We start from the raw sequence: 25,563 nt of genomic DNA on the forward strand, positions 1-25,563 counted from the left end.
TCGCCGGTTCGGCGGATGCAGAATTAGGCTTTTTTTATTGCTCCGCCTTCCCGCTTCTCGGCGTCCCTCCGGTCAGCTTGCGGTAAGCCTTGAAGAAGCTGGAGTATCCGTTAAAACCGGACATAAAGCAAGCCTGGGTCGGCGTAAAGCCCTGCGTCATCAGCCGGTCGGCCAAATGAATTCTTTTATAGGTGATATATTGGTTGATCGTAAATCCTGTTGCCTCTTTGAAGATGCGGCATAAGTGATATTTCGTCACGAAAAATTGCTCCGACAGTTGATCGAGCGTCAACTGCTCCTCCAAATTCGCATTAATATATTCGAGCACCGCGCCGATTTTGCCGTCCCCCTGCTTGCTGCTGCTTGGCAAATCCGCTTGGGCCAAATCATTGATCGCCGCTAGAATTTGCACGATGACGCATTTTGCCACGATTTCATGCTCAGCGCTCCTCTGCTTCAGCGCCCGCTGCAGCTTATCGAATAATTCCAGCAGACCGCTTGCCCTTACAACCTCCGCGCTGAATTGATTATCCTGACCGAGCTTGCGGAATTTGATCGTACGAAAGAAATCAACGCCGCTAGCCATAAAGGGGGGCAGGAAATTGGCATCCAATGTTAACACCATCCGTTCATACGGCAGATGTTCCGCAATATTCACGACATGGAGCTCGTTCGAATTCATGATTAATATGGAATACGGCTCCAGCTCATATTTGCTGCCTTCAATCGTGAAGCTGCCCGCGCCGCTGATAAACATAAAAATTTCGAAGCCCTTCTCATAATGCAGCTTATGATCCAGCGGATTCGGCTGCTCATCCCTGATATGGTGATAGCGAAATGAACCGTCTGCAGCCTCATAGTGCAAATTCCGCATGGGAGTTCCTGCCATCAACATGAACATCACCTCTTCACAAACATACAGCAAGATTTGCATAGTTTCAAACAATTATAAGAAGGAACCTTGAAAATATTAATGATAAATTCAAGAAGTAATATCAATTCGAAGAGGTGATTCGGATGGCCAAGTTTCAAATTTCAGGCTTTGCCGATGAAATCGATGCTGATTTTAAGACCCAATTAAAGGGATTAAATGCACTTGACATCGATTACATCGAAATCAGAGGAGTTAACGGGAAGAACATTTCCGTCCTGTCGCGCGAGGAAATCGCAGAAGTCAAAAGCGCGCTTCATCATTACGGCGTCCAAGTCTCCTCCATCGGCTCGCCTATCGGTAAAATTAACATCTTAGACGACTTTAGCGTCCATTTGGATATGGCCAAAAGGATTTTTGAAACCGCTCACACCTTGAACAGCCCATATGTACGCATTTTTAGCTTCTATATGCCCAAGAACAGCGATCCTTTCGCATACCGGGACGAGGTCATCGAGCGAATCGGCGGCATTCTGGAGGCAGCGGAAGGCAGCGGATTAACGATCTTGCATGAAAATGAAAAAGATATTTACGGTGACATACCGGAACGCTGCCTGGATCTGATGGAATCCTGCGGTGTCCCCCATTTCGCCAGCGCCTTCGATCCGGCCAACTTTGTTCAATGCGGATGCGAGGTTTACCCGGCAGCATTCGAACTGCTCAAGCCGCATATCCAATATGTGCATATCAAGGACGCTATGGAGGATGGAAGCAATGTCCCGGCAGGTATGGGGGCCGGGCGGATCGATGAAGTGCTGAGAACACTAAAGGCTGATGGGTTTGAAGGCTTTTTATCGCTGGAGCCGCATTTGGGCAGCTTCGAGGGCTTGGCCGCACTAGAGCATGCTCCCCTAGCCAATACGCTTGAAGCAAGCGGGCTGCACACTTTTAGATTAGCGCATTCATCCTTGTTATCGATTCTAAGCAAAATTTAAAGGAGGAATCACATCATGGATCATGTACGCCTAGGAATCATCGGCATCGGCAATATGGGTATGTCCCACAGCTTGCGGATTCATATGGAACATAAGGTGCCCGGTTTGACGCTTGGAGCGGTATGCGATATTAGCGACAGCCGGAGGGCATGGGCGCGGGATAGCCTGCCGGGAGTTGCCGTATTTGAAAATGCGATAGAAATGTACGATAGCGGTCTGATCGATGCTGTATTAATCGCCGTCCCCCACTACCATCATCCTTCCTTGGCGATCGAGGCCTTTGCCCGCGGCTTGCATGTGCTTAATGAGAAGCCGGCCGGCGTGTACACGAAGCAGGTGCTGGAGATGAACGCTGCCGCGAAGCAGTCCGGCAAAATTTTCGCCATCATGTACAACCAACGGACAAATCCCGTGTACCAGAAAGTGCGGGAGCTTGTGCACAGCGGCGAATTGGGCGCCCTTAAGCGAGTAATATGGATCATCACGGACTGGTATCGTCCGCAGGCTTACCACGATTCCGGCTCCTGGCGTTCCACCTGGGAGGGCGAAGGCGGCGGCACGCTCATCAATCAGAACCCGCATAATCTGGATCTGCTCCAATGGATGCTCGGCATGCCCAGCCGAATTCGTTCCTTCTGCAGCTTCGGTAAATATTACGATATCGAGGTGGAGGACGACGTAACCGCTTATTTGGAATACCCGAATGGAGCTACGGGCGTATATATCACGTCAACTGGCGAAGCCCCCGGCACGAACCGGCTGGAAATCTCCGGGGATATGGGCAAAATTGTCGTGGAGAACAATCGCATCACGTTTGACCGGAACCGGGTTTCGGAACGCGAACATAATCGGATCAATACCGACCCTTTCAGGAAGCCGGAGTGCTGGCGCTGCGAAATTCCCGTTTCGGCGGACGGCGGGGAGCAGCACATCGGGATTATGAAAAACTTTACAAAAGCCATCTTGCATGGCGAGAAGCTGCTCGCCCCTGGAGAAGAAGGAATTCATGGCCTGCTTATCTCTAACGCGATCCACTATTCAACCTGGACGGATGACTGGGCAGAGCTTGACCACTTCGATCACGATCATTTCTATGAGCTGCTGCAGGAGAAGATAAACAGTTCCACGATAAAGAAGAATGTCGTCCAACAAGTCGTTGACGTATCGGGATCACATTAAAGGGAGGTTACGCGAATGGCGAAAATTTTAGGCGCACAACTGTATACGGTTCGGAATTTTGCCGGAACACCAAAAGAGCTCGATGAAACGCTGCAGAAAATTAAAGAAATGGGTTATACGACCATCCAGGTATCCGCTATGTGGCATATCCCCGTCGATGAACTAGCGGCGATTACTCGCAGCCACGGCTTGACCACCGTCGTAACCCATATCCCTTATGAACGGTTCATGCAAGATCTGGACGGCGTCATCCGGGATCACCATACGCTCGGCTGCGGCTTGGCGGGGCTCGGCGGGCTGCCCAAGGAATATCATAGCGCGGAAGGCTATGTTGCCTTCGCCAAGCAATTCTCAGCAATTGCCGATGAATTGGCGCGAAACGGGCTAAAGTTCAGCTATCATAACCATCATTGGGAATTTCAACGCTATAATGGAAAACTCGGAATGGATGTGCTTGTCGAGCAGACGAATCCGGACAACTTTCTGTTTACGCTGGACACTTACTGGGTACAGGTAGGCGGCGGCGATCCGAGCGCATGGATCCGCAAGCTGAAGAACAGAATCGAGGCCATCCACCTGAAGGATTTAACCATCATCGATTCCCAGCAGATCATGACCGAAATTATGGAGGGCAATCTCCATTGGCCGGAAATTCTGCAGGCCTGTGAGGAAGCAGGAGTGGAGTGGTATTTGATCGAACGCGATGACGGGCCGACAGATGCTTTTGACAGCTTGAGAATTAGCTATAACCATTTGCAAAAGTTAGGGTTCTCCTGATATGAGCCGCCTGAATGCTGTCATTATTGGCTGCGGAGCGATCGGCCCGATTCACACCACAGCCGTCAAGCAATCGGAGGCCGCCCGGTTATATGGCGCGTGCGATATTACCGAGGAGCGTGCCCAGAAGCTGGCTGGCAAGGACGAGTGCCGGGTCTACACTGATTTTTCGCAGGTTCTGTCCGATGAAGCGGTTCATAGCGTGCATATTTGCACCCCGCATCATTTGCATGCCGACATGGCGATCCAAGCGGCTCTGGCCGGGAAGCATATCGTGCTCGAAAAGCCTGTGGCGATGAACGTAGCGGAAGCACGCTTAGTATCGGATGCAGTGAAGAAAGCCGGCGTTTCCTGCTGCGCGATTTTACAAAACAGGTTGAACCCGTCCATCAAGAAAGCGAAGGAACTGATTACAGAAGGAACGCTTGGACCAATGCTGGGCATTAAAGGGTTCCTCACCTGGAGGCGAACGGCGGACTATTATCAGTCCGACTCGTGGCGGGGCAAATGGGCAACCGAAGGCGGCGGTCTCCTAATTAATCAGGCCGTGCATATGCTGGATCTGCTGTATTATCTCGGAGGGGATGTTGAAGCCGTTAGAGGAAATATTGATACCCGGGTGCTAAGGGATATCATTGAGGTGGAAGACACCGCCGAGGCTACACTCTATTACAAGGACGGCAAGGTCGGATTGTTCTATGCTACCAACGGGCATTCCGAGAATAGCCCCTTCTTCATTGAAATGCATATGGAGAAAGGCTTGCTGCGCTATATCGACAATCAGCTCGTTCTCATCAGCGACGGAGAGATGCAATTGCTGGAAAGCGATATTAATATCGACAAGTCTGCGCCATCCCTGGGTAAATCCTATTGGGGCACAGGCCATGCCAAGCTGATCGACCGTTTCTATCGGAATCTGGCAGGCGGCAATGACAGCTATATTGCTCTCAGGGAAACCGCTTATTCCATGGGACTGCTCGATGCGATATACGCCTCTTCACGTAATCATTGCCGCAAAAACGTAGAGCTGTTTTAACGCAACGAAAGCTGCTCCGGGCCTAACGAGATGACTCTCAGACCCGGGCAGCTTTCATTATTAATGTCTATTCGGCAGCACGCAGGCGACCGCGTGCTTCCAGCCATCGTAATTTTGCGTGCGCTGCGCCTGCTCCATTTGCGGCATATACAGCCTATAATTGCGCTGCTGCTGCGTGATTTCGCTGAGCGAGGCCCACAATCCGACGCCAAGCCCGCCCAGATAAGCCGAACCCATGGCCGACAGCTCGGCCACGTCCGATTTCGAAACCCCGCAGCCCAGCATGTCCGCCTGAAACTGCATTAAAATCTCGTTATCGGAAGCGCCCCCGTCGGCGCGGAGCGTGGAGAGCGGAATTCCTGTTCCCTCTTCAATAAGGCCAATCGCATCCCGTACCTGGTAGGCGATGCTTTCCAGCGCGGCCCGAACGATATGCGGCCTGCCCGTTCCACGGTTCATCCCGGAAATCATCGCCCTGGCTTGTGGCTCCCAATATGGCGCGCCCAATCCGACGAACGCCGGGACAAGGTATACGCCTTCATTATTTTCCGCCTGGGCGAGCAGTTCCTCCAGTTCGCTATAAGTACGGAACAATTCTAAATTGTCACGAACCCACTTTATCGTATCGCCCGATGCACGGATCACGGCTTCCAGCGCATAAGTCACCTTCCCGCCAACGCTCCAGCCGACGGCAAGTACCAGGCCGTTCTGCACGGCTGCAGGCTTCTCGCCGATATTCATTAGCACCGAGGTTCCCGTGCCATAGGTCGCTTTGGCCATGCCTTTCTCGAAGCAGTGCTGGCCGAACAAAGCTCCCTGAGAATCACCGATGATGCCGGCAATGGGCACCTTACAGGCGAATAGCTGCGGATCATCCGTCCAGCCAAATACTTCATCGCAGGATTTCACCTCAGGGAGGAGTTCAGTCGGTACGCCGAACAACTCGCACAGCTCGGCATCCCAGCAAAGCTTATGGATGTTGAACAGCGACGTCCGGCTCGCATTGGTGTAATCCGTGGCATGAACGGCGCCCCCGCTCAGCTTCCAGAGCAGCCAACTGTCCATCGTGCCGGCAAGCAAGCGTCCCTCTTCGAGCAACCGATCGATATAAGGCACCTGCTCCAGCATCCAGCTCCATTTAGCCGCAGAGAAATAAGGATCAAGCATCAATCCCGTCTTCGCCCTTACGATATCTTCATTGCCGGCCGCTTTCAAAGCTTCGCAGCGCTCAGCCGTGCGCTGGCACTGCCAGACGATGGCATTGCAGACGGGAAGTCCCGTAGCGCTGTCCCACATTACCGCCGTTTCGCGCTGGTTCGTCAGGGTGAGGGCGGCAAGCTGCCCCGGATCGATGCCAGCTTGCTTAAGTGCCGCCCGGGACGCTTGCAACACATTTTCGTAAATTTCTACAGGGTCATGCTCAACCCATCCAGGGAAGGGGAAATATTGCCGATGCTCTATGGAGCTTTTAGCGATGATCGTCCCCGAAGAGTCGATAACAAGCGCCTTCGTTCCCGACGTGCTCTGGTCTATGGTAAGCAGGTAATCCTTCTTGTTCTCCATCGCTCCGGCCTCTATTTCCCAAGCATGTTCAGCGCCAGCTCCTTAATATGCCCCGCGCTGATGCCGTAGTGGTCGAATACTTCCTTGGTTTTCCCTGCAATCGCCGGTTCATCGGGAATGCCCAACAGGCGAAGCGGCACCGGATGATGCTGAACGACAACCTCCGCGACCGCAGCCCCCAGGCCGCCGTGAATGCTGTGCTCCTCCACGGTAATAATATGGCCCGTCTCCTGAGCAGCCTTAATGATCGCCTCTTCATCCAGCGGCTTGATCGTATGCATGTTGATCACCCGGCAGGAAATCCCGGCCTCCTTCAACAGCGCTTCGGCATCCAATGCCACCCGCACCGTCTCTCCTGCGGCGATCAGCGTAATGTCGGATCCGTCGCGCATCGTGACGGCTTTGCCGATGACAAAGTCGTAATCCGCTGATTCGTACACATCCTCCACCGGATTCCGGCCGATACGCACATAAACCCCGCCCTCATAATTCACGAGCGCCTCGGTCATCCGTTTCGTCTCATGACGGTCCGCAGGCAAAATGACTGCAAGGCCCGGAATGGCCCGGGTAACCGCCAAATCCTGCACGGAATGGTGCGACATTCCGAGCGCGCCGTAGCTGATCCCGCCGCTGATACCGATCAGCTTCACATTCGTGGCCGAATAGGCTACGTCCACTTTGATCTGCTCGATGCTCCGCATAGACAGAAAGCAGGCGGGCGAAGTGACGAACGGTTTCTTCCCGCTGTGAGCAAGCCCTGCCGATATGCCAACGATATTCTGCTCGGCGATGCCGACCTCGACGAACTGCTCAGGGAACGCTTCAGCGAACGGTCCCATTGCCGCCGAGCCTCTTGAGTCGCTGGCAAGCACCATAATGTCTCGGTCAGCCTGTGCAAGCTCCAGCAGCGTATCGCATATGACCTGACGGTTAGCTATTTTGTTCCCCATCGTTATCGAACCTGCCCTTCTTGTTGATAGCTGTCCAATGCCGCGGACAACTCGGATAATGCCTGCTCCAGCTCAGAGTCGCTCGGTACGTGATGGTGCCAATGCGGCACGTTCTCGGCAAAGGATACGCCCTTAGCTTTGACCGTGTTCGCAATAATAAGCGTCGGTTTTCCTGCCACGACCGGCACCTTCTCCAACTCCGTCACCAGCTGCTCCATGTCATTGCCGTCGATCGATACGACGTTCCAGCCAAATGCCGACCACTTCTCGTCCAGCGGATCAAGTCCCATGACATCTTCTGTGGAACCGCTGATTTGCAGTCCATTGCGGTCGATGATTCCGACCAAATTATCAAGTTTGTAATGCGCGCCCGCCATCGCTGCCTCCCACACGGAGCCTTCGGCTTGCTCCCCGTCACCCATCAGACAGAACACCCGGTAGCCGCGATCGTCCCGTTTGGCGGCAAGCGCCATACCCACCGAGATCGCAAGGCCATGCCCCAATGCTCCCGTATTCATTTCAATTCCGGGCACTTTATTGTTCGGGTGGCCAATCAGACGGGTTCCAAACTGGGAGAACGTCTCCAATTCAGCTGTTGGGAAAAATCCTCGATCAGCCAAAATGCACCAAAGTGATTCTACGGCATGACCCTTGCTGGCTATAAAGCGATCGCGGTCCTCCCATTTCGGCCGGGCCGGATCCAAATTCATGACTCTATAATAAAGTGCGGTCAAAATATCGGTATTGCTGAGCGAGCCCCCGGTATGCCCCGCCTTGGCCCGATGAATCATCCGGAGCAGATCCATGCGGATCTGCGCAGCCTTTGCTTTCAATTCAATAATGTCCATCTCTACCGCTGCCTCCTTATTCTTGGTGATTTATAAATTTGAACCACGCAGCCAAGCCTTGATTTGCTCCTCGGTCGGATCGACAGGATCGGCGGTGAGGCCTGGAATGTAGTTGCATGCCTCGTACAATGCCGGAATGACGTTCGCATGAATGCCGACCGAATGATGCACATAAGGGCCTTTGACCAGCTTTTCTTCCCATAGCGGCCAATCGTTCACTTCCACCCATACATAAGAACCGCGTGTATACGGGCCTTGAATGCCCCGTGCCTTACCAAGGAACAACTGATATTCCCCGTGATCCCCGTCGAATCTGGCCAGCGTCATGCCGCCGCCCTTGATTTCGCCTTCGTGCGTGCCCGGTGAGTGATCGTCGAACAGAAAATGACGGCATAGCTTCGGACGTTCCTCTACGGACAGCGATACAGGGAAATTGCCGCAATGGAACAACAGCTCCCCATTCTCATTCTCCGGATGCCGGATCGTCAGGTCGGCAAAAAACGTTGGCAGTTGATTCATCGTCGCTGCCTGTACCATGACCGAGGTAATCGCCCCGTGGATGTCCGTCTCGCACGTCACCGGAATTTGCTCATCGGTCAGAATCGCATTGGCGAGGCAAGGCATGATTCCCATGGCCTCCTGCAGGGACGACCAGCATTGAATCGCGATGGCCGAGCAGCCGTTTTGCACCGCATACTGCTTCATCGCCACCTTCAAAGCGGCGATACGCCGGACATCTTCCTCTGTGACCTCCGACCAATCCAGCTTGGCCTTGATATAATCGATCGCTTCCGCCAGCTCCGAGCTGCTGCCCTTTTCGATCTGCTTCGAAGCCCGTTGAATGTCGATCAAAGTGATCGGATGAAGCTCGATGCCGAACCGTTCGAGCAGCTCGCCTTCATTGCACATCATCGTCCAGAACGAGGTCGGTCTGGGACCGATTTGTAAAATGCGCAGACTGCGGAATTGCCGCACTACGTTCGCCGCGGCCACGAAATTCGTGAAACCCCGCTCAAATACAGGCGAATCGACCCGGCTGTTCGTCACATACGAAAACGGTACGTTGAAACGGCGCAGCACCTTGCCCGTTGCGAACAATCCGCACTGGGTATCACGCAGACGCATGCCATCTTCAAGCGGCGCCTCATCCCGCGGTCCCCACAGCAGCACGGGCTTGCCCAGCGCTTTGCCTACCCTTGCTACCGTATCCTCTGTCCCGAAGTTGCAATGGGGGAAAAATACAGCATCGACATTTTCGCGTTTGAACCGCTCGACAATTTTCTCCGCAGCGATATGGTCGTCGTACAGCAGCCCTTCTTCGTTGATTCCCTCCAGATCCACAAGCTCGAAGTCCATTCCAAAGCTCTGGATCTTCTCCTTAATCATCACTTTGTACTTGAATGCATCCTCCGCACTGAACGTAAAACGGCGGGTTGGGGCGTATCCCAGCTTCAATTTCTTCATCCGGCCTCACTCCTCAGGTAGATTCAACTCCAACTTAACAAACTTAACTAAACTCAATAATGAAACTAAACAATGTTAACCAATAATTTAGTTAATTTCTCTTGCGTTGACTTAAAAATAACACTTATCTAACGAATGGTCAACGATATTTACTGAAATTTAGTTGTATTTAAGTTATATTAACTAAATTGTTTAGTTCACTTCTTCGTCGTCCTTGATTAATTTTTTAGGGATGTGTACACTAAACTTACTAAACGATGAATGAAATGGAGAGATTTTGAACTGTGAGAATGGAGGATATCGCCAAGCTTGCCGGTGTTTCCAAAGCAGCCGTGTCATTTGCGCTCAGCGGAAAACAAGGTATCAGTGCGGAAACGCGCGAACGGATTTTGCAGATCGCCAAGGAACACGGTTATTTACCTAAATCCAAGGCGGCCGCGCCGGAACAAGCACTCAGAACGTTAATTTTTCTAGCCTTCGCCAATTCCGGCATCGTGCTTGAACAATATTATCAGCAGCCCTTTTTTCGCGAGCTGATTCAATACATTGAAGAAAGATGCCGGAGTTACGGGTATTCGCTCATGTTCACCTCGGTGGAACCCGAGCGCTATATGGAGGACATTAAATCGATCGTGGAGGAGAAGCGAAGCGACGGGGTTATTCTGCTTGGAACAAACTTGAATCAATCGCAAATCGCAGCCATAGCGGGCGAGCTGAACGCTCCGCTCGTCGTGCTCGATACCTGTTATGAGATGCTTCCCGTTCATTTCATCGAGATCAACAACATTATGGGGGCTTATCAGGCAGGGGCTCATTTGGCCGAGTCGGGACACAGCCACATCGGTTACATCGCCTCCAATGTGCGAATCCATAATTTCGAAGACCGCAAACGGGGCTTCCTCGCTGCGCTTCGTGACCGTCAGTTGGAGGTGCCTGAGGATGGCTTCTTCGCCGTAGCTCCTACAATCCTCTCCTCACAGGAAGAATTGAAAAGCCAGCTGACCGCGTACCTGGACTCCGGCAAGCCTATGCCGACCGCTTTTTTCTGCGAATGCGACTATATTGCCATCAGCGCCATCAAGACGCTTGGCGAGCTGAATTATCGGATTCCCGAGGACGTGTCCATCGTCGGGTTTGACAACATCTCAGAGGCGCGCATCGTCACCCCCGAGCTATCAACGGTTCATGTGGAAAAAGAACGCATGGCTCACCTGGCCGTCGATCTGATGATTCAGTCGATTGAATCTCCCCAGGTCGTAAAGACGAAAGTAAAGGTGGATACCCAATTTATTCCCCGCGGGTCATCGAGCCGCATCCAATAGCGAGGTGTCCCTTCCAGGTAACCCCTAGGTTTCCGCATAAAACTCGAAGGTGAATAACAACGAACAAAAGGACGGCCATTGGCCGTCCTTTTAGGCTTATTACTCCAGTTCTAAATTAATTGAATAAAGTTAACCCCATTTACTCGTACCAATATCCCGGGATGATCTCCTTTTCCAACTCCAGCAGCTCTTTAATCATCATATCTGCATCATGTATGGAATTTACCAGCGGATCAGTTAGCATCGCTCTTCTCAATTTCGTGAAGCTTCGTTCTACAACAGCCTCCGCCGTCAGTTCGTGCGTATCCAGCACGAGCTCCTGCATGCCCCTGATCCCCCGCGGCATCTCACCCACGTGAAGGGGTTGGATACCATTCATATTCACTTCGCATAACAATTCAAGGAAAGCGTCGTCATTCATGTTCGTCACCGCCCCGTTATTGAGCGTATTAATAAAGAAACGCTTGCCCAAATTGCCCACCATATTTTCGATAATATCCGTGGCGTGGTCGGGCCCGAATGATTTCATGTAGTCGGCGATCGGACGCTTTCCGGATAGGAAATCATCCACTTGCCCCCACATCTCCTCATGCCGCTGATACCGGTCTTCCGTCTCCCAAATCGATAAAGGCGGAATAGCGTCTTCCGTCTTGCCCAGTCCCTGCCAATAGCGGACGTATTCTTTCGTGTGGGCCGTACATGTCGGAATATATCCGAAAATGTTATAGAGCTCATACGTGATGGCATCGTTATAAAGCGCCTTCGCACCTGTATCCCCGCCATCGTTTTCCGTTCCCGCCGATACTCTCATCGACTCAGCTACCTTGGACATGACATCCTTTCCATCATACTCGGCCTTAAGCAGCCAGGTGAAATGGTTGACGCCGGCAATGCGGAAATCAAATTTCCGATCGGTCTCCTCGCTGAATTCACGGATATTCTGAATGATGCCTGCCCGAATGGCATAATAAGCTTTCTTATGCGGCATGTGGTGGCTATCGCATAGGGCGAAGGTTTTCAGCTGCGGTGCATATCGGCTTAAAGCAATGCCGTGGACGGCAGATGGGTTGATGTAATTGATGACCCATGCATCGGGACAAAGTTCCTCAATGTCTTTAGCGCATTCCATAATAACTGGCAGCTCTCTCATGGCTCTGAATATCCCGCCTGGGCCGATGGTATCCCCGGAGCACATGCGAATTCCATATTTTAAAGCTACCTGGCAATCGATGCCGCGGAATTTTACAGTATCCTCAGCAAAACTGAGGACGACAAAATCAGCGCCCTTCAGTACCTCTCTCCGATTTGTCGAGCCTTCCACTTTAAGTGACACATTATTCTCTTTAGCAACCATTTCAGCAAGCCTGACCATCTTGGACAGCTTTTCTTCGTCCGTATCTACCAAAGCAAGTGTTCCTTGATTCAAATATTTAGAGTCGACCATTTGCCAAATCGATTGGCGGCCAAAAAATAAACTTCCTGCTCCGATGACAACAACTTTCGGTTGCGGCACTTTAGATTCTGTCATGATCATGCCCTCCTCATGGGTAATGACCCCATTATAGGAGACTGATTTCGAAAGTAGAATATGAGATAGTTTTACGTTCATGTCAAATAGTTTGATTATTTATAAGCGGAAACTTCAATCGTATACTATAATTATTTGAAATATGTCTTACGGTAGAGGAATGATACTGGATATGAAAATGAAGGACATGGGAATTCTCAATGAGTTGTCAGATTTGATCTCGCTGCGAATGAAGTCTGTTTTTGAGCACACCCATGACGGAAAGTGGGTCGAGCATAAGGCGCACATTGACTACGATCTTTGGTTCGTTCAATCCGGGATCATTACGATTCGTATCGATGGGATTGAACATCAGGCCAGTCCGGGAGATGTGGTCTTTTTTTATCCGGGAATTCCTTATATAGCTTCTACTACCGATCAGGGCTGTCAGTTTATTTACGTGCATTTCGACTTCGAAATCGGCAAGCAGCAGCGAATTCTGAGCGATTTTCCACTCTCGGGAATTATACCGGAAGAGCTGATTCGGGAAGAAACCATTCTCTTCGGCAAAGCCTTTACGCAATCGAATCAATTAAGCAGCATGCCGGGGAACCGCCTATACTTAAAAGCTTGCCTGATTGCTGTCATCGCCAAAATCATTGAACTCTATGGACAAGACCGGTATACCGGCAAATTTCTGAACGGGAGAATACCAAGAGCCGAGCGGAATTTGGACGTGCTGCAGCCGGTATTCGGTTATATTAACAACCACCTGCACAAATCGATTAAAATGAGTGAGCTCGCCCAGCTTGTAGGCATATCCGAGAAATACTTCATCACTTATTTCAAAAAGACATTGGGCATTACTCCGGGACAATATATTTACCAGGTTAAGATGAACCGGGCGAGGGATTACCTGAACTTAAAGAAATATACGATTCAGGAAATCGCCAGCCTTCTCGGCTACCCTGATCCATTTACGTTTTCAAAAGCTTTTAAAAAGTACTATAACGTTCCCCCTTCCAAGTTTGATTAAAAAAGCTGTCAGAGGTCATGTCCCCTGACAGCTATACTGTAATTTAAAGCCTTTCGGTGCAATCCGTGCCTTCATGCGCCTACGCACAGACTGCCGGTCTACCCGTCCCGGCCTTCATACCGGAAATAATGAAAATCGGCATAACTGCCTTTAAACTGATTCATATCATGGGCGGCGATGCCGATGAAATTACCGGTAAACCCGCCGGACAGGAAGCTAATGTTCTGCGGCTGACCGACCGGCTGCCATTCTGCCGCTCCTTCCCCGCGATAATAAAACTGACCGCTGACTCCAGATACGTCCACGGCCAAGTGAACGGGCCCTTCCTTTAAATCGATCATAACGGGTTCAAGGGTAAACTCGTCCCGCTCGCAGCGCAGCAGTCTCAAAACCCTACCTCGCCCCTCTTCATGGCTGATGTAAGCGTACCAGTAATTGTCCTCATTCAGATACAGCATCATTCCAGCCATTTGCAAATACAACGTTGGCTCATGGTCCAATGCTGTCTCGGCCCAAAAGGACTTATCCGTTTGCCGGATGGCCACGATATGATGGCTGAACAGGCTTTGGGCAGATTCGCCTGCATAAATTCGCAAGCGGCCCGGACGCTCGGAAAGCGAGCACCAGCTTTCATTAGCCATCATCCGGAGCGTGTTCCAGCGTGGATGCAGTTTAGTACCGTTGAAATCATCTACAAATTCTGCCCGAATCCCGCCCTTGATGACCGCTCCTTTGGGCAGCGGCACTTCTACTTGCGGCGTATTGCCTCCGGAGGTCAAACGAAGCCATCCTTCCTCATCCCAGTACACCTTCTGTAGGGCGGTTTCCCTCCCAAGGATCGCATACTGGCCTTCGAGCGGACGGGTGCACAGGTGAGCCATGTACCATTCGCCTTCGGGCGTCTCCACCAGGCTGCCGTGACCGGCGCATTGCAGCTCTGCTTCGGGCTTGCCGCTGGATGTCAGCATTGGATTAAACGGATCGACTTCGTAGGGCCCGAGCAGCTCCTTTGAACGAGCGACGGTAACCGCATGGCCGCTGCCTGTGCCTCCTTCCGCAGTAATGAGGTAGTAGTAGCCGTTTTGCTTATAAATATGCGGGGCTTCCGTCTTTTTCAGCGGGGTGCAGTCAAATAGCTTCTGCGGCTCTCCAATCAACTTGCGCTGCTTCGGATCGTATTCTTGAATAACGATTCCGCTCGACTTATTACCCTCCGTAATACGGTAATCCCATAAGGCGTTCAGCAGCCATTTGCGGCCATCATCATCATGGAACAGGGACGGGTCGAAGCCGCTGCTGTTCAGGTAAACCGGTTCTGACCACGGCCCGTGTATGGATGGAGCGGTAATTAAATAGTTATGGCAATCCTTAAAAGGCCGTTTAGTGCTTTTGACGTCCGTATACATAAGATAGAACAAGCCACCATCATAGCTGAGCTGCGGCGCCCAAATGCTGCAGTTCTTCGGATTTCCCTGCAGCTGAACCTGATCCGTCAAAATATCCGTGCAATGCTCCCATTCCGCCAGGTTGATCGATTCGTACACTCTAACGCCCGGCAGCCATTCAAACGAGGAAACGGCAATATAATAAGTGTCTCCGGCCCGTACAATGCAGGGATCCGGGTTAAAGCCCGGCAGTACCGGGTTGCGGATCACTTCCGTGATTCTGTTATCCGAAATCAAGTTGGCTCCCCTCCATAAACCTATTTCGATTTAACATCCATGGCCTGATCTCAAAAATCTTCATCAAGCCTTATTTCAGGTCACTCTTCGTTCCCACCCAAGCTCTTCCCGGGAGGCACGTTGACCTGCTCCAGCAGTTGCTCCGCTTGCTTCGTATTCCGGGATTCGCAACTCTCCACAGAGACCCGTTCGCCGTTCTCAACATAAAAGGCCGGCCCTTCATGATTCTCCACGGTTACATTCCGGAAACGGATATCTCGTACGTTACCAAGGAAGAAGCCCCGGTTGCTCATATCCTTGATGCCCGCCATCATCGCCGGCTGTCCAGGCGTAGCATTCTCAGCCATCGATATATCGATCTGATCGAAGGTCACCTCCGCAACATACTGCTCAGCCAGTCCGTACAGGAACCCGGCGGCGGCATGCACCCTTCGGGCGGTAATGTTGGCGAAATGGATCCGGCGAAAGCATGGCGTCTCCTCCGTAACCGGATGCGGATGCTTGTCCCATACGTATTTGTCTTTGCCTCGCGGCCCGCAAAAATAATACAGGTTCAGGATGAACGGGCAAATGACATCCTCCATGACGACATTGCTTACTCGAATATCCTCGACGATCCCGCCCCGTCCGCGTCTAGATTTCAGGCGAATACCGCGATCCGTTTGCTTAAATACGCAATTCGAAATGACGACATTCCTCACGTCGCCGCTCATTTCGCTGCCGATCACAACACCTCCGTGCCCATGAATCATCGTGCAGTTGGTAATCGTGATGTTCTCGCAGGGAACGCGCTCCTTCGTATCCTCCGTCCCCGCTTTAATGGCGATGCAATCATCCCCTACGTCAATTTGGCAGTTGCTGATGCGAACGTTCGTACAGGACTCCGGGTCGATGCCGTCCGTGTTCGGCGAGTCTGCAGGATTGAAGATCGACAGATTATCGATCGTCACATCCTGACAGCGAACTGGATGAACCGTCCAGCTCGGCGAATTCGCAAGAGACACATCACGCAGAGTCACCCGGCGGCAGCCATCGAAGCTGATCAGCTTGGGACGGGGGTACGCAAGCTCTCCTCGGCGGTTCCGATGTTTCTCCCACCACGCCTGCCCGTTTCCCTCCAGCCTGCCCAAGCCGGTTACGGACACATTCTCCAGACCCTGGCCGAAAATGCATGATGCGTATACCTCCTGCTTCACGCCCTCCCAGCAGGAGGTTACCACTGGATAATCCTCCGGATGATCACTAAAGGAGAGCGTAGCTCCCGCGCTAATATGAAGCTCGATGTTACTCTTCATGATAATCGCTCCAGTACGGTAACGGCCCGGCGGGACGCATACCGTGCCTCCCCCCGCCTCTTCCGCAGCGGCGATGGCAGCCGCAATCGCTTTTGTCGACAGCTCGGAGCTATTTTTACGCGCACCATAATCATCTATGTTAAAAACAAGCATGCCACTATCTCCTTCGTCAGATTATTGATGCGCCATGCGCCTTTCGATCCAAGTACTCGTATTCCGTACAAGCCAGCAGGAAGGCGCCAAGCCCCTTCTGGTCATTCGTAATGATCGGCTCGCTGATGTAATACGCATAGGTGCCGTCCCGGCGGTCTTCTCCGCCCAAGCCGGCTACTTGGCAGGTCTTATTCAGATTGACCCAGCCCTCCTTCGTCTCCAGCACGAATTCCGCAATCAGGCCAGCGTAGGCATGGTCCAGCGAACTGATCCACTCGGAGCCGAGCAGCCCGAGACGAAGGCCTTTGGCTATGGCATACGTGATCATGCTGGAGGCGGAAGCCTCCAAATAATTGCCTTTGCGGCCCCCAGCATCGACGACTTGATGCCAGACGCCGGAATCGGCATCCTGATAGTTCCTTAGCGCGCTTAACGTATCGTTCAGAATGCGCCTTAGCTCATTGAAATCGCCGTGCTCCGGCGGCAGCAGCTCGAGGACGTCAACGAGCGCCATCACGAACCAGCCGAGCGACCTTCCCCAGAAATTCGGGGACTGCCCTGTCTGTGGATTGCACCAAGGCTGCACGCGCAGCTCGTCCCAGGCGTGATAGAGGAGTCCCGTCTTCCCGTCCTTCGTATGCCTTTCGCAAAGGATGAATTGCCTGGTTACGTCGGTTAGGTCGCCCTCCTGCTCAAAGTTCAATAGATATTCCAAATAAAAAGGAGCCCCCATGTACAGTCCGTCCAGCCAAATCTGGTAAGAATAAATCCGCTTATGCCAAAAAGCCCCTTCCGACGTGCGCGGATGCGTCTTCAATTGCTCCCGGAGCAAGGCCGCAGCACGTTCGTATTTCTTCTCGCCGGTCTCCTTATGCAGGACGAACAGCAGCTTGCCGTTATTCAGGTGGTCGATGTTATGCTCATCCTGCCGGTAACCCTTCACCGAGCCGTGCTCCTGAATGAAGTAATCCATATTATCGCGAATATACCCGAAATACTTCTTGTCCCCGGTCATCTTCCACAACCGTTCGAATCCCTTCAGGATCACTCCATAATCATAGGACCATTTCCCGTTATAACCCGGCCCTTCATACAGTTTTGGCGTCCGTTCCATAATGGAATCCGCGGTCCGTATCGCCCAATGCATCGTTGTCATGCCGATCACCCTCCTGTTGGAAAATAAACCGTCGAAATGCGGCCCTTTTACTTGCCATACACTGCTTTATATGCAGCTTCGTATTCGGCGATGATTTTATCGCCTCCTGCTTTTTTCCAGTTTTGCACGGCCTGCTGGAATCCGTTCAGATCGGTCTTGCCGAGAATATATTTGTACGTGGCGTCCGTAATGATCTTCTGCAGCTCGGAGCCTTGTTCCGAATTCGTCGGTGATTCCAGGGAATACAGCGGATTAAGTATCACAAAGCTCTCGTTCTCCTCGATCAGCCGGTTGGCCTCTTTTCTCAGCGGATCTGAGTCATGAATTTCAAATCCGCTCTCCTTCGGGCGGGAGCCCGCAAACGGCTGCACTTCCTGCTGCCATAAGCTCGTATCCTTAATAGTTACCGCTTTGTTCTCATCGATCGTATAATGGACATCCTCAATACCATATGTCATCAGCGCGTATACTTCATCCGACATCAAATCGTTCACGAATTTCAGCACACGCTTCAATTCCTCTTCATCCTTCACCTCCGACTTAGGGAAGGCGAGCAGGCCTCCGACGCCGTTGGACGTCGACCAGATGGCTCTATCGCTTTCATTGCCGGTAGACGTAATACCGTTAATCATCACGAGCTCCATATCGTCCTGAATACCCTTGGCCAAATTAAGCAGGTTTTTGCTGTCGAATAAGGCACCTACGTAAATCCCGGCTTTGCCTTGCGCGAAATTTTGCTGCTGGTCGGTCTTTGCCGTCACGGCAAAATCCTGATTGATGTATCCGTTGTCGTATAGCTCCTTCATATAATCCATCGCCTTGACGTAGCCTTCCGACTCGAATTCGGGCGTTACTTGCCCGTCCTCGCTGACGCTCCAGACGCTTGGCGTGCCGAAATAGGAGCTGAGCGTCTTAAATGCACCGAAGACAAGATCGCTGCGATCCATAAATCCAGTCGTATCCTTGACGCTGTTTCCATCCGGATCCTGCTCCGTAAATGCTTTAGCTACTTGCATCAGCTCATCCGTCGTGTTCGGCACCGGCAGCCCAAGCTTGTCCAGCCAGTCCTTCCGGATGATGACCCCGTTCCTCGCCACCTGCTTCTGCAGCGGTACACCGTACAGCTTGCCCTCGATGGAGGCCGATCTGCGCATATCCGGCGAAATGGCCGCCAGATTCGGGTATTCGTCCAGGTAAGGAGCAACATCCCAGAATACGCCGGCTTTCAAGGCATTGCGTACCGATGAGTTATCCAGCATCGTAAGGGTGACGATATCCGCCAGAGAGCCCGAAGCAAGCGAGGTGTTGAGGCGTTCCTCTTTGGAGGCGTCCGGAATCCACGAGAACTTGATATCTGTATTCGTCGCCTCTTCGATTTTACTCAGAACGGTATCTGTCGGCGGTGATGGCGTCTGCAAAATATTCAGCCAACTGATCGATGCCCTGCCGTCGGCGCTGGCGCCGCTGGAAGGATTAGTGCCTGATTTTGTTCCCCCGCATGCGCTGAGCAGGAGGCTGCAGCATAGCGTAAGCGCTGCCAATTTTGCGATTTTCCGTTTCATGTGCTTTTCCCCTTTTTCATTGTTTTTTGTAAGCTTGATTTATCTTCCACTTCCCAAGCGGAAGCAAGAATTCACATAACCTGTCAATAGACCCCGTCTTCGCCAAACTTTTTGGCCAGCCTGTTCGCGATGATGACCAGTATTAATCCGACGACGCCCTTGAATAGGCCTACTGTCGTGCTGAAACTGAGCTGTCCGTTCTTCAAGCCTGCCGTGAAAATATACGTATCGAAAATTTCCCCGATCTCCCGGTTCAACGAGTTGAGAAGCAAATACATATGCTCGAAGCCAAGCTCAAGCGTATTGCCGATTTTGAGGATCAGCAGGGTAATGATCACCGGGCGGATCGCAGGCAGCGTGACATGCCATGTTTTTCGCAACCGGCTGGCGCCATCCATTTCGGCTGCCTCATACAGCTGCGGGTCTACAACAGTAATCGCTGCCAAATAAATGATGGTGGACCACCCGGCTTCTTTCCATATGATTTGCAGGATGTACATGGGGCGAAGCCATTCCGTCGAGGTTAGGAAGCTGATTTTGCTGCCCCCGAACGCAGTGATGATCTCGTTAATGACACCCCCGTCCACATTGAGAAAAACATAGGTGATCGAAACGATGATGACCCAGGACATGAAGTGGGGAATATATACCATCGTCTGGATCGAGTTTCTGAACATTTTATGCCTGACTTCATTTAGCATCAGCGCAAGAATAATGGGAATCGGAAAGAATATGGCCAATTCGAGCGCAAACAGAATCAGCGTATTGCGCAGCAGCATCACAAAGGTCGGTTCGGTAAACAAACGTACAAAATGCTTGAATCCGACCCAAGGACTTCCCTGAATTCCCAAATACGGCTGATAATCCTGAAAGGATATGATCAGGCCTCCCATCGGAAAATACTTAAAAATGACGAAGTACACGAATCCGGGGAAAATCATTAAATACAACAGTTTGTTCCTGCTTAAGCTTTTTAAATGACGGAGCATTTCAATTCTCCTGTGCCCGGTTCCCTTATGCGGCTTGCCTTGTAACGGAATAGCTGAGGAATCTGCTTCCTTCACCGGCTGTCGACCTCCTTGATCAGTTAACATGTGTTCGAGCCAAGCATATCCGGTAATCGTCATTCCGTATATAATCATCAGCTATCGTCGACCCCCGAAACCCTTTAGCACCAGGCAAACTGTAGCTCGAGATCACAATTCATGATCGGGATACTTGCCGGATTGTAGCTGATGATCATGAGTGGAGATCAGGATTATTTCCTTGATTCAACGTGAAGTTCCACGCCTTCGACCCGCGGTTAAAGTCATAGGACATGATTATATACGGAATATTTGCGGCTTGTTATGGTGGATATGAGACTACTATCAAGGAGGATTCATACTGCTATGTCCAAATCTGCATTTAAAAAAACATCGCTGGGAAGCCGGATTTTCAACTTTGCAAACTATGCGTTCCTGCTCCTATTCGCGCTTGCCTGCCTCCTGCCGTTTGTGAATGTTGTAGCCAGTTCCTTCGCCTCGACGCAGGAAATCGTCTCGAAGAAATTCGTTCTGTTCCCAACGACCTTCTCACTTGACGCTTACCGGTTCATCTTCTCAACACCGACCATCTTTAAAGGACTCGGCGTATCGATCGGCACCACGCTCGCAGGCACGGCCGTCAGCATGACGCTGACGACCCTGATGGCATACGGCCTATCCCGCAAATACTTATCCGGAAGGAATGTCATTAACTTTATTATCGTGTTCTCGATGCTGTTCAGCGGCGGAATGATTCCGACCTTCCTCATCGTCAAATCGGCAGGCTTGATTGATTCGTACTGGTCGTTGATCATCCCGACAGCGATTAGTGCCTTCAACCTGATCATTATGAGGAACTTCTTTCAGGCTCTGCCAGAAAGCCTTGAAGAATCGGCAAAAATCGATGGCGCCAATGACTTCCGCATCCTGTGGAGAATCATGCTGCCGCTGGCCCTTCCTTCGATCGCGACCCTATCGTTGTTCTATGGCGTCAACTACTGGAACACATATATGAATGCGATCCTGTACCTTAACGATTCCGAGAAATGGCCGCTGCAAGTGCTGCTTCGTCAAATCGTCATCGTGTCCAGCGGCATGGAAGGCGATAATTCCTCCGTGGATATCGTTCCTCCTGCGCAAACGATCAAAATGGCAGTTATCGTCGTCGCTACCGTTCCGATGCTGATCGCCTACCCGTTCGTACAGAAGCATTTCACAAAAGGCGCTCTGCTTGGAGCAGTCAAAGGCTAGGCCAATATATTCTATGATCGGATGTTTCAAATTAAAGAAGTTCTGGTTCACGCATGAATCATGCGAAGCCAGAACTTCTTCTTATGTTTGGCGCCCAGCTGCTTAGCGCTCCAACTTCATCTTCCGGTAGGCTCCCGGCGTGACATGCTCCTTCCTGCGGAAAGAACGGATGAAGTTTTGCGAATTTTGATAACATAGCTTCTCCGCCATATCCTTGATCGTCATATCGGTATCCACCAGCCATTTCTTGGCGATTTCCAGCCGGTAATGCATCAAATATTCGCTGAACGTGGTTCCGTACTCCTTCCGGAATATGCTGCTTAAATAATTGGGGCTGTAATGCAGGCGCTCGCTGATCGACTCCAGCGACAGCTCCTGGTCGTATTCGGATCGAATGATCGCGGCGATCTTATCCGCAATCGAGCGGAATTGCTGGTTCGTCTTCTCTTTGACGCTTCTGACCATCGGATAGATGACCTCGTGCACCAGAATACGCTCGATTTCCTCGGGGTTCCTCGTATCCAGCAGCCGATGGTACAGGTTGGCGTTGCTTTGCGTAAGCAGCACCTCCACGCCAATAAGCTGCTCGAGTTGCATGAGATTGTTAACGAAGCGGATCAGCGTCACTTCAAGATTCATCGGATTCAAGCTATGCTTCATCATATCTGCCAGCAGCGGATACAAGGATCTAGCCACCTCCTGCTCGTCTCCCAGGCGAATGGAGTCAAACAGCCGCGCCTCCAGCTCCGTCGGATAATGCAGCAGAATCGGCCCGGATATGCCTGTGGAGATGTCCTCGTAAAAAATGATCGATTCCTTGCCGAGATTCAGTCGCTGATACAGCGCCTCCAGGCTCATCTCGCAAGCCTCCCTGCTGTTCAGCGCATCCTCATAGGGCACGCTGATGCCTATGCTGACGGAGGAGCTTAAATACTCTCGGGCCGACTTGATGATTCTCTTGGCATACTGCAGGATCTGCTTTCGCATGTCTGCTGCGCTCCCCTTCTCAAAGAGAAGCACCGTAGCCTGCGTCCGCTCATTAAGTACGACGGGCAGCATTCTTCCTGGTTCTGGAACGATCTCCTGCACGAGATTGTTCACGGCCAGCAGCAGCACGTCCTTGTTAGGCGGCTGCCCCTCGCCATAGCTGTCCAGTTGGATCAGCATCGTGACGAAAAGCGTGCTGTCTGTCACCGGATACTCGAATCGTTCCAGCCCTTTCTCCGCTTCCTCCCGGGTTAGCCGGTTCTGAAGGAGATTAAGCACGAAATGCGTCTCCAGCTTGGGCTTCTCCAGCTCGATCAGATGCTCCAGGCTTTCCTTCTCAGATACAATGGAATCGATCGAGCGGATGATCCAGTCCACCTCGTCCCTCAGCATTGGCTCCGGGCTCATGGCCAGGCTGCTTTGGATCTTCCGGAAGGGCCGGGTCAGATACACCGCTAGCACGTACGCCAGCATGACCATCAGCAGCGTGATCACGATTCCCATAACGATGAGGCCGTAGCGTGTGGCAGCCAGCGCCTTGCTCACTTCCTTCTGGTCGAGCAGGGTCACATAGGTCCAATTGTTATAATCGGATTTGGCGTATAGGGCAATGACAGAGCTGCCCGCCTTGCCTTCGATTGTCGCTTTTCCCGTCTGTGTCCCGCTCTCGGCCTGCTCGCTAATGAGGCGGAGCTGCTGCGGGGAGAGCATTTCAGATGCCGTCTCGGCGGCGTAGAGCAGTTCACCCTCTTTATTCAGAATATAAACGCTAGTGTCCGGCTTCGTTTGCAGCGTATGATTCAGCGTTTGCAGGGATATGTCCGATAGCGCGACCGCCTGCTTGTCTTTGGAGGACACGGGCAGCGTATGGACGAAGCGAATGCCGTCATCTGTTTTGACCCAGTACAGTCCCCTGCTAGCTTTATCTATGTACTTCTCGTACAGCTCCTCCCTATCTTCGCTCGACAGCTGGGACAGCGAGCCATTCGAAATTCTCCAGTTCTGCTTCAGGCTGATCAAGGAATACTGAACTCCCTCCAGCCCCATCGTGGCGATATAGTTCAGCTGTGTATTCAATTCCCGATACGCCTCGAAATCCCGTTCTGTCAGCGGACTGCTGATCACTTCGTGAAAGGATTTCGTCGTACTGTAGGTATAAAATGCATATTCAATCGTCTGGATTTTCTGTTCCAGTGTATTGCGGATTTGCGTGATCAAGCTTTGGCGGCTCTCCCCAACGCGATCGGCGACCGAGCGTGTGGTTGACATATAAATGTAGCTCCCAAAGCCGACAACGAGTCCGATGCTTAGGACAAGGATAGAAATAAACACGTTGTAAAACGTCTTGCTCTTTCTCATTGCTCTACTCCTTAGGCGAAAATAGGATTGCGTCTGATTTCCGTATATTCAGATAGATACTATTATAGCGCTTACATTCTTTTCGGGACATAGGGATTTCTATCGATCCAGCAATAACTCCGGGCCATGACCAATGGAATGCGGCGATAGGGGGGAGCGGCGGACTTTCCTAAACGGGCGGCATCTACTACAATAGAACTAGAAATGTTTAAATAACAGAAACGTTAATCGCGTAATATATGTATAAATAAAATGGTGGAGGCTGTATTTTCATATGAAGCTAAATCTTACGGCACAATCGCTGCCTGTATATGAGGCATTATCCAGCGCAGTCCGGCTGAACATCATGAACCTGCTGGCTGAGCGGCCGATGAATATTAAGGAACTTGCTGAGGCCCTCGGGTTAAGCAGCGCCATTATGACGATGCACGTGCGTAAGCTTGAAGGGGCAGGGCTGGTGTCCAGTGAAATGGCCCCAGGGCGGAACGGTTTACAAAAAATTTGCTCGCTTGCCGTCAACAGCATCGAAATCGTCATCCCCCGTAAGGAGGAGAACGAATTGAAATGCCATCGTACGGAAATTCCAGTCGGCCATTACTCAGATTTCATGATCGAGCCGACATGCGGCCTCGCTACGGTCGACCATATTATCGGCAGCTTTGATGACCCAAGGCATTTCTGGGATCAGGAACGGATTAATGCCGGCGTGCTCTGGTTCGGCAAAGGCTTCATCGAATATAAAATTCCGAATTTCCTGCTATCGAGCCAACGCCCGGAGGAGCTTGTCATTACGATGGAAATTGCCTCCGAAGCGCCGGATACGAACAACAATTGGCCTTCCGACATTACCTTCATTTTTAACGGAGTCAAGTTGGGCTACTGGACAAGCCCTGGCGACTATGGCGACAGCCGCGGAAAATATACCCCGAGCTGGTGGCATAACAAAACGAATCAATACGGCCTGCTGAAAAAACTGCGCATCACTCGCGAGGGTACGTTTATGGATGGTCTGCAGTTATCCAATATCACCTTGGATGAGATCGGCATCCTGGATAAGCAATGGACATTCAAGCTATCCGTCGAGGATGATGCCGTGCACGTCGGCGGACTTACTTTGTTCGGCAAAGGCTTCGGCAACTACAACGAGCATTTGCTGTTCGAGCTCTACTACAGCTGAAATATGGAATATTTTTGAACGGCCGTTCCATTAACTACAGCAAATAAAAGAAGCCCGAGGAACCCGGGCTTCTTTTATTATTACATTTACACTACTTCCTCATGATATGCTCCCCACCGGCTTTGGCCCGGCAGGGCGCACTCCCTCTCCTTCAGCTTGGCCACAACGGGAATGATGCAGCCACAGACGAGACAGGTCGTTCCGTCCTGCAGTTTAGGGCAGGAGCGGCACAGCTCCAGCCGCGCGGTATAAATTTCATCCGGAACACAGCGTTCCGGCGCAAAGGCGGAGGAGGCCAGAATGCGCTGAATCTGCTCCTCCGTTACCTTATACTCCTCCCGGCAGCCTTTACAGGATGACGTTGCCAT

Annotated in this window: 21 protein-coding genes; 8 read left to right on the forward strand and 13 right to left on the reverse strand. The window is 51.6% G+C overall.

The genetic code is table 11. The annotated features are described in order from the left end of the window. Positions 1–34: 34 nt before the first annotated feature. A complete protein-coding gene (locus ACYUJT_RS14160; RefSeq protein WP_460323162.1) occupies positions 35–874 on the reverse strand; it encodes a helix-turn-helix domain-containing protein in 840 nt (279 codons plus the stop codon). Between the two features lie 143 nt (positions 875–1,017). Here ACYUJT_RS14160 and ACYUJT_RS14165 point away from each other — a divergent pair, with 143 nt between their 5' ends. Genes ACYUJT_RS14165 through ACYUJT_RS14180 form a run of 4 tightly spaced genes read left to right on the forward strand, consistent with a single transcriptional unit; the run spans position 1,018 to position 4,858 of the window. After that, the gene (locus ACYUJT_RS14165; RefSeq protein ID WP_460323165.1) at positions 1,018–1,866 is read left to right on the forward strand and encodes a sugar phosphate isomerase/epimerase family protein; all 849 of its coding nucleotides are present in this window, start codon (positions 1,018–1,020) and stop codon (positions 1,864–1,866) included. Between the two features lie 15 nt (positions 1,867–1,881). After that, positions 1,882–3,045 (forward strand): Gfo/Idh/MocA family protein, encoded by a 1,164-nt coding sequence (locus ACYUJT_RS14170; protein ID WP_460323168.1) that lies wholly within the window; start codon positions 1,882–1,884, stop codon positions 3,043–3,045. A 15-nt stretch (positions 3,046–3,060) separates the two neighbouring features. Beyond that, on the forward strand, positions 3,061–3,822 hold the full coding sequence (locus ACYUJT_RS14175; RefSeq protein ID WP_460323170.1) for a sugar phosphate isomerase/epimerase family protein: 762 nt from the start codon (positions 3,061–3,063) through the stop codon (positions 3,820–3,822). Between the two features lies 1 nt (position 3,823). Beyond that, positions 3,824–4,858: a Gfo/Idh/MocA family protein gene (locus tag ACYUJT_RS14180; protein ID WP_460323173.1), complete on the forward strand. Its 1,035-nt coding sequence runs from the start codon at positions 3,824–3,826 to the stop codon at positions 4,856–4,858. A gap of 60 nt (positions 4,859–4,918) precedes the next feature. On the opposite strand, the gene glpK is transcribed toward ACYUJT_RS14180, so the two are convergent. The 4 genes from glpK to ACYUJT_RS14200 are packed head-to-tail and all read right to left on the reverse strand — an operon-like array spanning position 4,919 to position 9,683. Beyond that, positions 4,919–6,421: a glycerol kinase GlpK gene (gene glpK, locus ACYUJT_RS14185; RefSeq protein ID WP_460323176.1), complete on the reverse strand. Its 1,503-nt coding sequence runs from the start codon at positions 6,419–6,421 to the stop codon at positions 4,919–4,921. 11 nt (positions 6,422–6,432) lie between these two features. After that, positions 6,433–7,371 (reverse strand): transketolase family protein, encoded by a 939-nt coding sequence (locus tag ACYUJT_RS14190; protein WP_460323179.1) that lies wholly within the window; start codon positions 7,369–7,371, stop codon positions 6,433–6,435. A gap of 2 nt (positions 7,372–7,373) precedes the next feature. Beyond that, positions 7,374–8,219: a transketolase gene (locus ACYUJT_RS14195; RefSeq protein ID WP_460323181.1), complete on the reverse strand. Its 846-nt coding sequence runs from the start codon at positions 8,217–8,219 to the stop codon at positions 7,374–7,376. A gap of 30 nt (positions 8,220–8,249) precedes the next feature. After that, positions 8,250–9,683, reverse strand: a complete 1,434-nt coding sequence (locus ACYUJT_RS14200; RefSeq protein ID WP_460323184.1) for an L-fucose/L-arabinose isomerase family protein — start codon at positions 9,681–9,683, stop codon at positions 8,250–8,252. 284 nt (positions 9,684–9,967) lie between these two features. Here ACYUJT_RS14200 and ACYUJT_RS14205 point away from each other — a divergent pair, with 284 nt between their 5' ends. Next, positions 9,968–11,005, forward strand: coding sequence for a LacI family DNA-binding transcriptional regulator (locus tag ACYUJT_RS14205; RefSeq protein WP_460323187.1), 1,038 nt, complete (start codon positions 9,968–9,970; stop codon positions 11,003–11,005). A gap of 139 nt (positions 11,006–11,144) precedes the next feature. Here the strand turns inward: ACYUJT_RS14205 and ACYUJT_RS14210 are convergent, their stop codons facing one another. After that, on the reverse strand, positions 11,145–12,533 hold the full coding sequence (locus ACYUJT_RS14210) for a family 4 glycosyl hydrolase (protein ID WP_460323190.1): 1,389 nt from the start codon (positions 12,531–12,533) through the stop codon (positions 11,145–11,147). A gap of 172 nt (positions 12,534–12,705) precedes the next feature. Here ACYUJT_RS14210 and ACYUJT_RS14215 point away from each other — a divergent pair, with 172 nt between their 5' ends. Further along, positions 12,706–13,548, forward strand: a complete 843-nt coding sequence (locus ACYUJT_RS14215) for an AraC family transcriptional regulator (RefSeq protein WP_460323193.1) — start codon at positions 12,706–12,708, stop codon at positions 13,546–13,548. A gap of 98 nt (positions 13,549–13,646) precedes the next feature. Here ACYUJT_RS14215 and ACYUJT_RS14220 read toward each other — a convergent pair whose 3' ends face one another. The 5 genes from ACYUJT_RS14220 to ACYUJT_RS14240 form a co-directional block, all read right to left on the reverse strand. After that, a complete protein-coding gene (locus ACYUJT_RS14220; RefSeq protein WP_460323196.1) occupies positions 13,647–15,230 on the reverse strand; it encodes a glycoside hydrolase family 43 protein in 1,584 nt (527 codons plus the stop codon). Between the two features lie 80 nt (positions 15,231–15,310). Beyond that, positions 15,311–16,678: a glycoside hydrolase family 28 protein gene (locus ACYUJT_RS14225; protein ID WP_460323199.1), complete on the reverse strand. Its 1,368-nt coding sequence runs from the start codon at positions 16,676–16,678 to the stop codon at positions 15,311–15,313. A 16-nt stretch (positions 16,679–16,694) separates the two neighbouring features. Continuing rightward, positions 16,695–17,834, reverse strand: a complete 1,140-nt coding sequence (locus ACYUJT_RS14230) for a glycoside hydrolase family 88/105 protein (protein WP_460323201.1) — start codon at positions 17,832–17,834, stop codon at positions 16,695–16,697. 47 nt (positions 17,835–17,881) lie between these two features. Further along, positions 17,882–19,396, reverse strand: coding sequence for an extracellular solute-binding protein (locus ACYUJT_RS14235; protein WP_460323204.1), 1,515 nt, complete (start codon positions 19,394–19,396; stop codon positions 17,882–17,884). Between the two features lie 83 nt (positions 19,397–19,479). Then, entirely contained in the window at positions 19,480–20,385 is a 906-nt protein-coding gene (locus ACYUJT_RS14240; RefSeq protein ID WP_460323329.1) for an ABC transporter permease, read from the reverse strand. 402 nt (positions 20,386–20,787) lie between these two features. On the opposite strand from ACYUJT_RS14240, the gene ACYUJT_RS14245 reads away from it, so the two are divergent. Then, positions 20,788–21,672: a carbohydrate ABC transporter permease gene (locus ACYUJT_RS14245; RefSeq protein ID WP_460323206.1), complete on the forward strand. Its 885-nt coding sequence runs from the start codon at positions 20,788–20,790 to the stop codon at positions 21,670–21,672. A 102-nt stretch (positions 21,673–21,774) separates the two neighbouring features. On the opposite strand, the gene ACYUJT_RS14250 is transcribed toward ACYUJT_RS14245, so the two are convergent. Then, positions 21,775–24,018, reverse strand: a complete 2,244-nt coding sequence (locus ACYUJT_RS14250; RefSeq protein ID WP_460323208.1) for a helix-turn-helix domain-containing protein — start codon at positions 24,016–24,018, stop codon at positions 21,775–21,777. 274 nt (positions 24,019–24,292) lie between these two features. Between ACYUJT_RS14250 and ACYUJT_RS14255 the strand changes: the two genes are divergently transcribed. Further along, positions 24,293–25,195: an ArsR/SmtB family transcription factor gene (locus ACYUJT_RS14255; RefSeq protein WP_460323210.1), complete on the forward strand. Its 903-nt coding sequence runs from the start codon at positions 24,293–24,295 to the stop codon at positions 25,193–25,195. Positions 25,196–25,281: 86 nt separating this feature from the next. Here the strand turns inward: ACYUJT_RS14255 and ACYUJT_RS14260 are convergent, their stop codons facing one another. Next, complete coding sequence (locus ACYUJT_RS14260) at positions 25,282–25,563, reverse strand: hypothetical protein (protein ID WP_460323213.1); 282 nt, start codon at positions 25,561–25,563, stop codon at positions 25,282–25,284.

Source organism: Paenibacillus sp. YSY-4.3 (genome assembly GCF_054767475.1).

Bases quoted from the DNA above. Each gene is read 5' to 3' on its own strand.
- ACYUJT_RS14160 (WP_460323162.1), bottom strand. From the start codon at position 874: ATGCGGAATTTGCACTATGAGGCTGCAGACGGTTCATTTCGCTATCAC.
- ACYUJT_RS14165 (WP_460323165.1), top strand. From the start codon at position 1,018: ATGGCCAAGTTTCAAATTTCAGGCTTTGCCGATGAAATCGATGCTGAT.
- ACYUJT_RS14170 (WP_460323168.1), top strand. From the start codon at position 1,882: ATGGATCATGTACGCCTAGGAATCATCGGCATCGGCAATATGGGTATG.
- ACYUJT_RS14175 (WP_460323170.1), top strand. From the start codon at position 3,061: ATGGCGAAAATTTTAGGCGCACAACTGTATACGGTTCGGAATTTTGCC.
- ACYUJT_RS14180 (WP_460323173.1), top strand. From the start codon at position 3,824: ATGAGCCGCCTGAATGCTGTCATTATTGGCTGCGGAGCGATCGGCCCG.
- glpK (WP_460323176.1), bottom strand. From the start codon at position 6,421: ATGGAGAACAAGAAGGATTACCTGCTTACCATAGACCAGAGCACGTCG.
- ACYUJT_RS14190 (WP_460323179.1), bottom strand. From the start codon at position 7,371: ATGGGGAACAAAATAGCTAACCGTCAGGTCATATGCGATACGCTGCTG.
- ACYUJT_RS14195 (WP_460323181.1), bottom strand. From the start codon at position 8,219: ATGGACATTATTGAATTGAAAGCAAAGGCTGCGCAGATCCGCATGGAT.
- ACYUJT_RS14200 (WP_460323184.1), bottom strand. From the start codon at position 9,683: ATGAAGAAATTGAAGCTGGGATACGCCCCAACCCGCCGTTTTACGTTC.
- ACYUJT_RS14210 (WP_460323190.1), bottom strand. From the start codon at position 12,533: ATGACAGAATCTAAAGTGCCGCAACCGAAAGTTGTTGTCATCGGAGCA.
- ACYUJT_RS14215 (WP_460323193.1), top strand. From the start codon at position 12,706: ATGAAAATGAAGGACATGGGAATTCTCAATGAGTTGTCAGATTTGATC.
- ACYUJT_RS14225 (WP_460323199.1), bottom strand. From the start codon at position 16,678: ATGCTTGTTTTTAACATAGATGATTATGGTGCGCGTAAAAATAGCTCC.
- ACYUJT_RS14230 (WP_460323201.1), bottom strand. From the start codon at position 17,834: ATGACAACGATGCATTGGGCGATACGGACCGCGGATTCCATTATGGAA.
- ACYUJT_RS14235 (WP_460323204.1), bottom strand. From the start codon at position 19,396: ATGAAACGGAAAATCGCAAAATTGGCAGCGCTTACGCTATGCTGCAGC.
- ACYUJT_RS14240 (WP_460323329.1), bottom strand. From the start codon at position 20,385: ATGCTCCGTCATTTAAAAAGCTTAAGCAGGAACAAACTGTTGTATTTA.
- ACYUJT_RS14245 (WP_460323206.1), top strand. From the start codon at position 20,788: ATGTCCAAATCTGCATTTAAAAAAACATCGCTGGGAAGCCGGATTTTC.
- ACYUJT_RS14250 (WP_460323208.1), bottom strand. From the start codon at position 24,018: ATGAGAAAGAGCAAGACGTTTTACAACGTGTTTATTTCTATCCTTGTC.
- ACYUJT_RS14255 (WP_460323210.1), top strand. From the start codon at position 24,293: ATGAAGCTAAATCTTACGGCACAATCGCTGCCTGTATATGAGGCATTA.
- ACYUJT_RS14260 (WP_460323213.1), bottom strand. From the start codon at position 25,563: ATGGCAACGTCATCCTGTAAAGGCTGCCGGGAGGAGTATAAGGTAACG.